Raw genomic sequence first — 10,295 nt, 5'->3', positions numbered from 1 at the left:
ATCCAGCCCCGCCGTCGTTTGAGGCGCGGGGGACGCGTCAGGAAGGCGCGAAGGCCAGTTCCGCGCGGCGGACCGCGGGGGCCGAGGTGCCCACGATCGCGCCCGCCATCGACACCGCCGCACCCGCCAGGAAGACCGGGGTCACGCCCCACACATTCGCGGCCAGACCGAACACCGGATACGCCAGCGGCGCCAGCCCCACCGCCGTGAAGGCCATCACGGAGCTGACCCGGCCCAGGTACGAGGGGTCGGTGGCCGTCTGGATCAGGGCGATCGCCAGGCCCCCGCAGATCCCGCACACCAGCCCCGTCAGCACGGCCAGGGCCACCGCCACCGGCAGGCTCGGCGTCAGGGCCAGCCCTCCGATGCCGGCCGAGCCGACGATCAGGGTGAGGTTCTGGACCGCCCCGGCCCGGGGGAACCGAGGGATCAGGGTCAGCACCAGCGCGCTCGCCGCCGCGCCCACGCCCATGCCGCCGACGATCCAGCCGACCCCGCCGGGGCCCCAGCCCCGCTCCCCCGCGATCAGGATCAGCCCCAGCGTCATCGGCGCCGAGGTACCCAGCTGGCTCAGTGCCCCGGACAGGACCAGGGGTCCTATCAGGCCGTGCCGGCGGATGTACCCGAGCCCGGAGAGCAGTTGCTGCCAGGGCGTCTCGGGGCCTGCGCTCCCCCGGGCGCCGTCGGCGGCGACGGCCGCGCCGCCCGAGGCGGCCACCGGGGAGATCCGTACCGCCAGCAGCAGCACCAGCGAGAGCCCGAACAGCGCCGAGGCCACCCCGAAGGCCGCCGCCGGCCCGCCGAGGCCCATCGCCAGGCCCGCCGCGGGCGGCCCCGCCGTGTGCCCGACGCGTTCGGCCAGGCTGCGCAGCCCCTGGACCCGTACCAGCTGTCCGGGGGCCGCGATCCGCGGCGGCAGCGCCCCGACCGCCGGCATGAACAGCGCGTCCACGACGCCGAAGACCAGGGCGACCAGGACCAGCGCCCACAGTCCCGGGGAGGTGAGGGCGGCCAGCAGGGCCAGTACGAGGATCACCGCGCAGCGCACGGCGTCCGAGGAGATGACGACCAGCCGGGGGCCGAACCGGTCGGCGACGACCCCGCCGCCCAGCATCAGCAGCGCGCGCGGCACCGCGCCGACGGCCATGACCAGGCCGACCTCGGCCGGGCCGGCCGTCTGGGCGGCCGCCCAGCCGAGGGCGAGGAAGTAGACCCCGTCCCCGATGAGCGAGGACCCGTAGGCGGCGAGCCAGCGCAGCACGTTGGCGTCCCGCCAGACGGTCCCGCCGCTGCCGAAGCCGCCCCGGCCGCCGTCCCCGACCCCGTTCCCGTTCAACCCGCCCCCAGGTGGAACCTCAGCGGACCGGGTGGCCCGCCTCGCGCAGCGCGTCCTTGACCTGCCCGATGCGCAGGTCGCCGAAGTGGAACACGGACGCCGCGAGCACCGCGTCGGCGCCCGCCGCGATCGCCGGCGGGAAGTGCGCGAGCTTGCCCGCGCCGCCCGAGGCGATCACCGGGACCGTGACGTGCTTGCGCACGGCCGCGATCATCTCGGTGTCGTAGCCGTCCTTGGTACCGTCCGCGTCCATCGAGTTCAACAGGATTTCCCCGGCGCCCAGTTCGGCCGCCCGGTGGGCCCATTCGACGGCGTCGATGCCGGCGCTCTTCCGGCCGCCGTGGGTGGTCACCTCGAAGGAGCCGGAGGCCGTGCGGCGCGCGTCCACGGACAGGACGAGCACCTGCCGGCCGAAGCGCTCCGCGATCTCCTGGATGAGCTCGGGACGGGCGATGGCGGCGGTGTTCACGCCGACCTTGTCGGCGCCGGCCCGCAGCAGCTTGTCCACGTCGTCGGCGGTGCGCACGCCGCCGCCGACGGTCAGCGGGATGAAGACCTGCTCGGCGGTGCGGCGCACCACGTCGTAGGTGGTCTCACGGTTCCCGGAGGACGCGGTGATGTCGAGGAAGGTCAGCTCGTCGGCGCCTTCGGCGTCGTAGAGCTTGGCCATCTCGACGGGGTCGCCCGCGTCGCGCAGGTTCTGGAAGTTGACGCCCTTGACGACCCGGCCGTTGTCGACGTCCAGGCAGGGGATCACCCGTACGGCGAGGGTCACGCGGAGCCTCCCTCGACGGGGCCGAAGGCCTCGACCTCCACCTCGACGACCATGCTCGGGTCGACGAACCCGTTGACGATGATCAGCGTCGAGGCGGGGCGGATCTTGTCGAAGAGCTCGCTGTGGGCGCGGCCGACCTCGTCCACGTCACGGGCGTGGGTGAGGTAGAGCCGGGTGCGGACCACGTGCTCGGGGCCGAGCCCGGCCTGCTCCAGGGCGGCGAAGGCCACGGAGAAGGCCTTCTTCGTCTGGTCGTACGGGCCGCCCGCGTCGGCGCCGGTGCAGCCGGAGACCAGGACCAGCCCGTTGGGGAGCTGGACGGCACGGGAGTAGCCGAGTACGTCCTCGTAGGCGCCGCCGGAAGAGATGCGTCGGACGTCGGAACGATGCGTGGAGCTGTTCTCGGAACTCATGCGGAGACCACCTTCAGGGCTTCTTCGAGCGTGAACGCCTTGGCGTACAGGGCCTTGCCTACGATCGCGCCCTCGACGCCGGCGTCGACCAGGGCGGCCAGCGCGCGCAGGTCGTCGAGGGAGGAGATGCCGCCGGAGGCGACGACGGGCCGGTCGGTGGCGGCGCAGACGTTCTTCAGCAGCTCCAGGTTGGGGCCGGTGAGGGTGCCGTCCTTGCCGATGTCGGTGACGACGTACCGGGCGCAGCCCTCGGAGTCCAGGCGCGCGAGGGTCTCGTAGAGGTCCCCGCCCTCGCTGGTCCAGCCGCGGCCCTTGAGGGTGGTGCCGCGTACGTCGAGGCCGATCGCGATCTTGTCGCCGTGCTCGGCGATCGCCTTGGCGGCCCACTCGGGGGTCTCCAGGACGGCGGTGCCGAGGTTGACGCGGGTGCAGCCGGTGGCGAGGGCCGCGGCGAGCGTGGCGTCGTCGCGGATGCCGCCGGAGAGCTCGACCTTGATGTCCATGGCGCCGGTGATCTCGGCGACGAGCGCGCGGTTGTCACCGGTGCCGAAGGCGGCGTCGAGGTCGACCAGGTGCAGCCATTCGGCGCCGGAGGCCTGCCAGGCGAGGGCGGCCTGGAGCGGGGAGCCGTAGGAGGTCTCGCTGCCGGACACTCCGTGGACGAGGCGGACGGCCTGGCCGTCGCGGACGTCCACCGCGGGAAGCAGCTCGAGCTTCTTCGAGGTCGTCATCACAGGGTCTCGATCCAGTTGGTGAGGAGCTGGGCGCCGGCGTCCCCGGACTTCTCGGGGTGGAACTGGGTGGCCCACAGGGCCCCGTTCTCCACCGCCGCGACGAACCGCTCGCCGTGCGTGGCCCAGGTGACCTTGGGCGCCTTGATCAGCGGGTTGGTGACTTCCAGGGTCCAGTCGTGGGCCGCGTAGGAGTGCACGAAGTAGAAGCGGGCGTCGTCGTCCAGGCCGGCGAAGGCCTGGCTGTCGGCCGGGGCCTCGACCGTGTTCCAGCCCATGTGGGGGACGATCGGGGCCTTGAGCGGGCCGACCGTGCCGGGCCACTCGTCGAGTCCCTCGGTCTCCACGCCGTGCTCGATGCCGCGCTCGAAGAGGATCTGCATGCCGACGCAGATGCCCATGACCGGGCGGCCGCCGGAGAGCCGGCGGCCGATGATCCAGTCGCCGCGGGCGTCCTTGAGGCCCTTCATGCAGGCCGAGAAGGCACCGACACCGGGGACGAGGAGTCCGTCGGCGTCCATGGCCTTGTCGTAGTCGCGGGTGATCTCCACGTCCGCGCCGGCGCGCGCGAGCGCGCGCTCGGCGGAGCGGACGTTGCCGAAGCCGTAGTCGAAGACGACGACCTTCTTGGTGGGGCTGACTGCGCTCATTCCCAAATTCCCTGGATCCGCAGGACTCCGGCGACGAGGCACATCACGGAGCCGATGGCGAGCAGGATGACGACCGACTTCGGCATCTGCTGCTTCTGGAAGGAGTAGACGCCGCCGGCCAGGAAGAGGCCGAGGACGATCAGGATCGTGTTGAGCCCGTTCACGCTAGAGGGCGCCCTTCGTGGAGGGCAGGATGCCGGCCGCGCGCGGGTCGAACTCGGCGGCGTAGCGCAGGGCCCGGGCCAGCGCCTTGAACTGGCACTCCACGATGTGGTGCGCGTTGCGGCCGTAGGGCACGTGGATGTGCAGCGCGATCTGGGCCTGCGCGACGAAGGACTCGAAGATGTGCCGGGTCATCGTCGTGTCGTACGAGCCGATCATTGGCGCCATGTTCTCGGGCTCGGTGTGCACGAGGTAGGGGCGGCCGGACAGGTCCACGGTCACCTGGGCGAGGGACTCGTCGAGCGGCACGGTGCAGTTGCCGAAGCGGTAGATGCCGACCTTGTCGCCGAGAGCCTGCTTGAAGGCGGCACCGAGCGCGAGCGCGCTGTCCTCGATGGTGTGGTGGCTGTCGATGTGCAGGTCGCCCTCGGTCTTGACCGTGAGGTCGAAGAGGCCGTGGCGGCCGAGCTGGTCGAGCATGTGGTCGTAGAAGCCCACGCCCGTCGAGACGTCGACCTTGCCCGTGCCGTCGAGGTTTATCTCGACGAGGACCGAGGTCTCCTTCGTGGTCCGTTCGACCCGTCCGATGCGGCTCATGCGTGCTGCTCCTTCTTCAGTGCGCGAACCGCTTCCAGGAACGCGTCGTTCTCGGCCGGGGTGCCCGCGGTGACCCGCAGCCATCCCGGCACGCCGTTGTCCCGGACCAGGACACCCTGGTCGAGGATCTTCTGCCAGGCGGTGTGGGAGTCCTCGAACCTGCCGAACTGCACGAAGTTCGAGTCGGAGTCGGTGACCTCGAAGCCGATGCCCCGCAGCTCGGCGACCAGGCGGTCGCGCTCGGTCTTGAGCTGCTCGACGTAGCCGAGCAGCGTGTCGGTGTACTCCAGGGCGGCCAGCGCGGTCGCCTGGGTGACGGCCGACAAGTGGTACGGCAGGCGTACGAGCTGTACGGCGTCGACCACGGCCGGGTGCGCGGCCAGGTAGCCCAGGCGCAGGCCGGCGGCGCCGAAGGCCTTGGACATGGTCCGGGAGACCACCATGTTGGGGCGGCCCTCGAGCAGCGGCAGCAGCGAGTCCCGGTGGCTGAACTCCACGTAGGCCTCGTCCACGATGACCAGGGAGGGCCCGGCCGCCTGCGCGGCCTCGTACAGGGCCAGGACCGTCTCCGCCCCGACCGCGGTACCCGTGGGGTTGTTGGGCGAGGTGATGAAGACGACGTTGGGCTTGTGGGCGGCGATCGCCTGCTCGGCGGCCTCCACGTCGATGGTGAAGTCCTCGCGGCGCGGCCCGGAGATCCACTCCGTGCCGGTGCCGCGCGCGATCAGCGCGTGCATCGAGTACGAGGGCTCGAAGCCGATCGCGGTGCGCCCGGGCCCGCCGAAGGTCTGCAGCAGCTGCTGCAGGACCTCGTTGGAGCCGTTGGCCGCCCATACGTTCTCGCGCGCGACGGGGTGCTTGCCGGTACGGGTGAGGTAGGCGGCGAGCTCGGTGCGCAGCTCGACCGCGTCCCGGTCGGGGTAGCGGTTGAGGGTGCGGGCGGCTTCGGCGACGCGCTCGGCGATGCGCGCGACGAGCTCCTCGGGCAGCCCGTACGGGTTCTCGTTGGTGTTCAGCTGGACGGGCACGTCGAGCTGCGGGGCGCCGTACGGGGTCTTGCCGCGGAGCTCGTCCCGGATGGGGAGGTCGTCGATGCCGATGACGTCCGCGGTGTCCGGGGCGTCGGTGCTGTCGGTGATGCCGGTCATGCCTGCGGAACCTTCCACCCGAATCGTGCCTTGAGGGCCGCGCCGTGCGCGGGCAGGTCCTCGGCCTCGGCCAGGGTCACCACGTGGTGGGTGACCTCGGCGAGGGCGTCGCGCGTGTAGTCGACGATGTGGATGCCGCGCAGGAACGACTGCACGGACAGGCCCGAGGAGTGGCAGGCGCAGCCGCCGGTGGGCAGCACGTGGTTGGAGCCGGCGCAGTAGTCGCCGAGCGAGACCGGGGACCACGGGCCGACGAAGATCGCGCCGGCATTGCGCACGCGGGCGGCCCAGGCGGCCGCGTCGGCGGTCTGGATCTCCAGGTGCTCGGCGCCGTACGCGTCGACGACCTTGAGGCCGTCCTCCAGGGTGTCGACCAGCACGATCGCGGACTGCCGGCCGGCCAGCGCGGGCTTGATCCGGTCCTCGACGTGCTTGGAGGCCGCGACCTGCGGCTCCAGCTCCTTCTCGACGGCGGCCGCGAGCTCCTCGGAGTCCGTCACCAGTACGGCGGCGGCCAGCGGGTCGTGCTCGGCCTGGCTGATCAGGTCGGCGGCGACGTGGACCGGGTCGGCCGTGGAGTCCGCGAGGACCGCGATCTCGGTCGGGCCGGCCTCGGTGTCGATGCCGATCTTGCCGGTGAAGTAGCGCTTGGCGGCGGCGACCCAGATGTTGCCGGGGCCGGTCACCATGTTGGAGGGCAGGCACTCTTCAGTCCCGTACGCGAACATCGCGACGGCCTGGGCCCCTCCCACCGCGTACACCTCGTCCACGCCGAGCAGCGCGCACGCGGCGAGGATCGTCGGGTGCGGCAGACCGCCGGCTGGGTCACCTTCGAAAGCGGGCTTCTGCGGCGGGGACGCGAGCGCGATGGAGCCGACGCCCGCCTCCTGGGCCGGTACGACGTTCATGACGACGGAGGACGGGTACACCGAGCGGCCGCCCGGGGCGTACAGCCCCACGCGCTCCACCGGAACCCACTTCTCGGTCACCGTTCCGCCGGGGACCACCTGGGTGGTGTGCTCGGTGCGGCGCTGGTTGCGGTGCACGATCCGGGCGCGCCGGATGGACTCCTCGAGGGCGGCGCGGACGGCCGGGTCGAGCTCGTCGAGGGCGGTCTTGAGGGCCTCGGCGGGCACCCTGACCTGCTCGAGGGTCACTCCGTCGAACTTCTGCGCGTACTCGATCAGCGCCGCCGTTCCACGATGGTGGACGTCCTCGCAGATGGGCCGCACCTTCTCCAGGGCGGCTTCCACGTCGAACTCGGCACGGGGCAGCAGGTCGCGCAGGGCGCCACCCTCGGGGAGGGTGTCACCGCGCAGGTCGATACGAGAGATCACCCGTCAATTCTCTCAGACCGCCTCGCGCGACCGTTCGTCCGTATCACTGGCTGATACACGCCCCGGACGTTCCCGGATGTCACAGCCGCCGTTTAGCGTTCACGTACACGCGGTGCCATCCGTCGTGACAGCGGAGGGGGGCCGCCATGGCCGAAGCACGCGTGGGCGAGGAACCGGCCGATCTCACCGGCGCCGAACAGCGCATGTGGAACGCCTACCGCACGGGCAGCGTCTGCGATCTCAGCGCCCGTGCCGCGAACCGGGACGATCCGCACGCCGACGTGGTCTGGGGGGCCGAGCGCAGCGTCCGCGCCCAGGTGGTGGCGCTGCTGCTGCTCCACGGTCCGGGCCCGGTACCGGGCCGGGTGGCCTCGCTGAAGCTGCGGGGCGTGCGGATCACCGGCCGCCTGGACCTCTCCGGGGGCACCGTCGCCCCGTACGTGGAACTCCAGTCGTGCCGGTTCGACGGGGAGATCCAGCTCTCCGAGGCCCGTTTCGGCACCCTGCGCCTGGTGAACTGCGCGATACCCCGGCTGGACGCGGCCCGGCTGCACACCGAGGGCGACCTGCACCTGGCGCGCTGCCGGGTGGCGCGGGGCATCCGGCTGACCGACGCGCAGATCGGCACGGACCTGCTGATCAGCCAGGCGGTGGTGCAGCGGGACAGCAAGGGGCGGGCCCTGGCCGCCGACGGGATGTCGGTGGCGCAGGACTTCCAGGGGGAGCTGCTGGAGACGTACGGGGAGGTCAGCCTGCGCGGCGCCAAGGTCGGGGTGTCGATGAACCTGCGCGGGGCCCGTCTGCGCAACCCGTACGGGCGGCGCGCGCTCAACGCACCCCAGCTCACCGTCGAGCGGACGCTGTACCTGACCTCGATCGCGCTGGACTACGCGCCGGGCGATTCCGACTCCTCCACTCCGCCGTACGGGTTCGGCCGGACCCCCGCCCGGGGGCAGCGGGCACAGCGCTTCGAGTGCCGGGGCGGTCTGCGCCTGGACGACGGGCGCTTCGGCGACGCGGTCGACTTCTACGGGGCCCGGTTCACCCTCACGGACGACCAGGAGGTCTCGCTGCGCCGCATCCACACCCCGGAGCTCCGCTTCGTGGGCGAGCGGCCGGAGCTCGGGCGGGTGGTGCTGTCGGGGGCTCGGGTGGTCAAGCTCGTCGACACCTCCACGAGCTGGCCGGGCCCGGGGCGGGTCTCCATGGAGGGTTTCGGTTACGAGAGCCTCGCGCCCCGGGGGCACTTCCCGCTCGCCCGCCGGCTGGAGTGGGTCGAGGCGGCCACGCCCGAGTACTCCCCGGAGCCGTACGAGCGGCTCGCGTCCGTACTGCGCGCCTCCGGGGAGGACGCCGACGCCCGCGAGGTGCTGCTGGCCAAGCAGCGGCGGCGGCGCACCACGCTCCCCCCGGCGCTGCGGGCGTGGGGGTACCTCCAGGACTGGACGGTGGTCTACGGCTACCGGCCGGGGCGGGCGGCGCTGTGGATGACCGTGCTGTGGGCGGCGGGCGCCCTGCTCTTCTACCTGCACGACGAGCCCGCGCCGATCAAGGCGGACGAGCACCCCGAGTGGAACCCCGTGCTGTACGCCCTGGACCTGCTGCTTCCGGTGATCGACCTCGGGCAGCAGGACCAGTGGAACCTGAAGGGCGGCTGGCAGTGGGGGGCTGCGGCGCTGGTCATCGTGGGCTGGATCCTGGCCACGACGGTGGCGGCGGGCGCGTCCCGGCTGCTGAGGCGGGGGTGACGGGTCCCCGCCCGCGGCCACTACCCTGTGCCTCGTGACCACCGTTCGCCTGCCACTCTTCCCGCTGAACTCGGTGCTGTTCCCGGGACTCGTCCTCCCGCTGAACATCTTCGAGGAGCGTTATCGCGCCATGATGCGCGAGCTGCTGAAGGCGGGCGAGGACGAGCCGCGCCGTTTCGCGGTCGTCGCGATCCGCGACGGCCGGGAGGTGGCCCCGACCGCACCCGGTCTGCCGGACCAGACCTCCCTGCCCGAGCGCGGCCCGGCCGCGGGCTTCGGCGCGGACCCGGTCCAGGCCTTCCACCGGGTGGGCTGCATCGCGGACGCGGCCTCGATCCGGGAGCGGGAGGACGGCAGCTTCGAGGTGATGGCGACCGGCACGGTCCGGGTCCGCCTCCTGTCGGTCGACGCCTCGGGGCCGTTCCTGGTGGCGGAGCTGGAGGAGCTCCCGGAGGACGCGGGCGATGGCGCGGGCGCGCTGGCCGAGGGCGTGCTGCGGGCGTTCCGGAACTACCAGAAGCGCCTGGCGGGCGCCCGCGAACGGTCCCTGACCAGTACGGACCTGCCCGACGAGCCGTCCGTGGTCTCGTACCTGGTCGCGGCGGCGGCGGTGCTGGACATCCCGGCGAAGCAGCGGCTGCTCCAGGCCCCGGACACCGCGACCCGCCTCGCGGAGGAGCTGAAGCTGCTGCGCGCGGAGACGGCCGTCATCCGCCACCTCCCCTCGCTCCCCGCGGTGGACCTGACCCGCGCACCGACGAGCCCGAACTGACGAGCACCAGCTGACGGAGCACCGATGGCGAAGAAGAAACCGGCGGGCACTCCGGCGATCGTGGCCCTGACAGCGGCCGGAGCCGATTTCACCGTCCACGCCTACGACCACGACCCGGCGCACCCGTCGTACGGCGAGGAGGCGGCGCAGGCGCTCGGGGTCTCCCCCTCCCAGGTCTTCAAGACGCTGCTGGCGGACGTGGACGGCTCCCTGGTGGTGGCGGTGGTGCCGGTCTCCGGGAGCCTCGACCTGAAGGCGCTGGCCTCCGCGGTGGGCGGGAAGCGGGCGGCGATGGCCGATCCGGCGCTGGCGGAGCGCACTACGGGGTACGTGCTGGGCGGGATCTCCCCGCTGGGGCAGCGCAAGCGCCTCCGCACGGTCCTGGACGTCTCGGCGTCTGCCTTCCCCACGATCTGCGTCTCGGCGGGCCGCCGCGGCCTGGAGGTCGAGCTGGCCGCGGCCACGCTCACCGCCCTGACAACAGCCACCCTGGCCCCGATCGCCCGCGCGTAGCCTCGGGCGGGCCCCGGCCCTGCGGGGCTGTCCCCTACAACGCCGGCGGGGCGGGGAAAAATCCGCCCCCCCCGCGTTTGATCGGGTCTTATCGGCGGAGGGCGGCGACCGCC

12 protein-coding genes are annotated in these 10,295 nt (G+C 72.5%); 3 read left to right on the top strand and 9 right to left on the bottom strand.

Features of this window, described 5'->3' with window-relative positions:
* Positions 1–37: 37 nt before the first annotated feature.
* The 9 genes from ACWGDE_RS30985 to hisD are packed head-to-tail and all read right to left on the bottom strand — an operon-like array spanning position 38 to position 7,149.
* Positions 38–1,336 carry an MFS transporter gene (locus tag ACWGDE_RS30985; protein ID WP_453392344.1) on the bottom strand — a complete coding sequence of 433 codons (1,299 nt, stop codon included), beginning with the start codon at positions 1,334–1,336 and terminating at the stop codon, positions 38–40.
* A gap of 19 nt (positions 1,337–1,355) precedes the next feature.
* A complete protein-coding gene (gene hisF, locus ACWGDE_RS30980) occupies positions 1,356–2,111 on the bottom strand; it encodes an imidazole glycerol phosphate synthase subunit HisF (RefSeq protein ID WP_453392343.1) in 756 nt (251 codons plus the stop codon).
* Positions 2,108–2,524 (bottom strand): RidA family protein, encoded by a 417-nt coding sequence (locus tag ACWGDE_RS30975; protein WP_453392342.1) that lies wholly within the window; start codon positions 2,522–2,524, stop codon positions 2,108–2,110. Before ACWGDE_RS30975 ends, hisF begins: the two co-directional genes overlap by 4 nt.
* Positions 2,521–3,255: a bifunctional 1-(5-phosphoribosyl)-5-((5-phosphoribosylamino)methylideneamino)imidazole-4-carboxamide isomerase/phosphoribosylanthranilate isomerase PriA gene (gene priA / locus ACWGDE_RS30970; RefSeq protein WP_453392341.1), complete on the bottom strand. Its 735-nt coding sequence runs from the start codon at positions 3,253–3,255 to the stop codon at positions 2,521–2,523. Before priA ends, ACWGDE_RS30975 begins: the two co-directional genes overlap by 4 nt.
* Entirely contained in the window at positions 3,255–3,905 is a 651-nt protein-coding gene (hisH, locus tag ACWGDE_RS30965; RefSeq protein ID WP_453392340.1) for an imidazole glycerol phosphate synthase subunit HisH, read from the bottom strand. Before hisH ends, priA begins: the two co-directional genes overlap by 1 nt.
* Entirely contained in the window at positions 3,902–4,069 is a 168-nt protein-coding gene (locus ACWGDE_RS30960) for a hypothetical protein (protein ID WP_453392339.1), read from the bottom strand. The genes hisH and ACWGDE_RS30960 overlap by 4 nt, the downstream gene beginning before the upstream one ends.
* Position 4,070: 1 nt before the next feature.
* Complete coding sequence (gene hisB / locus ACWGDE_RS30955; RefSeq protein ID WP_215035049.1) at positions 4,071–4,664, bottom strand: imidazoleglycerol-phosphate dehydratase HisB; 594 nt, start codon at positions 4,662–4,664, stop codon at positions 4,071–4,073.
* Positions 4,661–5,812, bottom strand: a complete 1,152-nt coding sequence (locus ACWGDE_RS30950) for a histidinol-phosphate transaminase (RefSeq protein ID WP_453392338.1) — start codon at positions 5,810–5,812, stop codon at positions 4,661–4,663. Before ACWGDE_RS30950 ends, hisB begins: the two co-directional genes overlap by 4 nt.
* A complete protein-coding gene (gene hisD, locus ACWGDE_RS30945; RefSeq protein ID WP_453392337.1) occupies positions 5,809–7,149 on the bottom strand; it encodes a histidinol dehydrogenase in 1,341 nt (446 codons plus the stop codon). The genes ACWGDE_RS30950 and hisD overlap by 4 nt, the downstream gene beginning before the upstream one ends.
* A gap of 146 nt (positions 7,150–7,295) precedes the next feature.
* On the opposite strand from hisD, the gene ACWGDE_RS30940 reads away from it, so the two are divergent.
* The 3 genes from ACWGDE_RS30940 to ybaK are packed head-to-tail and all read left to right on the top strand — an operon-like array spanning position 7,296 to position 10,182.
* Positions 7,296–8,897 carry an oxidoreductase gene (locus tag ACWGDE_RS30940; RefSeq protein WP_453392336.1) on the top strand — a complete coding sequence of 534 codons (1,602 nt, stop codon included), beginning with the start codon at positions 7,296–7,298 and terminating at the stop codon, positions 8,895–8,897.
* Between the two features lie 34 nt (positions 8,898–8,931).
* A complete protein-coding gene (locus ACWGDE_RS30935) occupies positions 8,932–9,669 on the top strand; it encodes an LON peptidase substrate-binding domain-containing protein (RefSeq protein WP_453392335.1) in 738 nt (245 codons plus the stop codon).
* Between the two features lie 24 nt (positions 9,670–9,693).
* The gene (gene ybaK, locus ACWGDE_RS30930; protein ID WP_453392334.1) at positions 9,694–10,182 is read left to right on the top strand and encodes a Cys-tRNA(Pro) deacylase; all 489 of its coding nucleotides are present in this window, start codon (positions 9,694–9,696) and stop codon (positions 10,180–10,182) included.
* Positions 10,183–10,295: the final 113 nt, after the last annotated feature.

Source organism: Streptomyces sp. NPDC054956, from assembly GCF_053609185.1.
The sequence above is the reverse complement of the archived record's forward strand: the minus strand, read 5'-3'. Positions and strand labels throughout refer to the sequence as shown.

Coding starts and splice junctions, on each gene's coding strand:
- ybaK (WP_453392334.1), top strand. CDS start 9,694: ATGGCGAAGAAGAAACCGGCGGGCACTCCGGCGATCGTGGCCCTGACA.
- hisH (WP_453392340.1), bottom strand. CDS start 3,905: ATGAGCGCAGTCAGCCCCACCAAGAAGGTCGTCGTCTTCGACTACGGC.
- priA (WP_453392341.1), bottom strand. CDS start 3,255: ATGACGACCTCGAAGAAGCTCGAGCTGCTTCCCGCGGTGGACGTCCGC.
- ACWGDE_RS30940 (WP_453392336.1), top strand. CDS start 7,296: ATGGCCGAAGCACGCGTGGGCGAGGAACCGGCCGATCTCACCGGCGCC.
- ACWGDE_RS30975 (WP_453392342.1), bottom strand. CDS start 2,524: ATGAGTTCCGAGAACAGCTCCACGCATCGTTCCGACGTCCGACGCATC.
- hisB (WP_215035049.1), bottom strand. CDS start 4,664: ATGAGCCGCATCGGACGGGTCGAACGGACCACGAAGGAGACCTCGGTC.
- ACWGDE_RS30950 (WP_453392338.1), bottom strand. CDS start 5,812: ATGACCGGCATCACCGACAGCACCGACGCCCCGGACACCGCGGACGTC.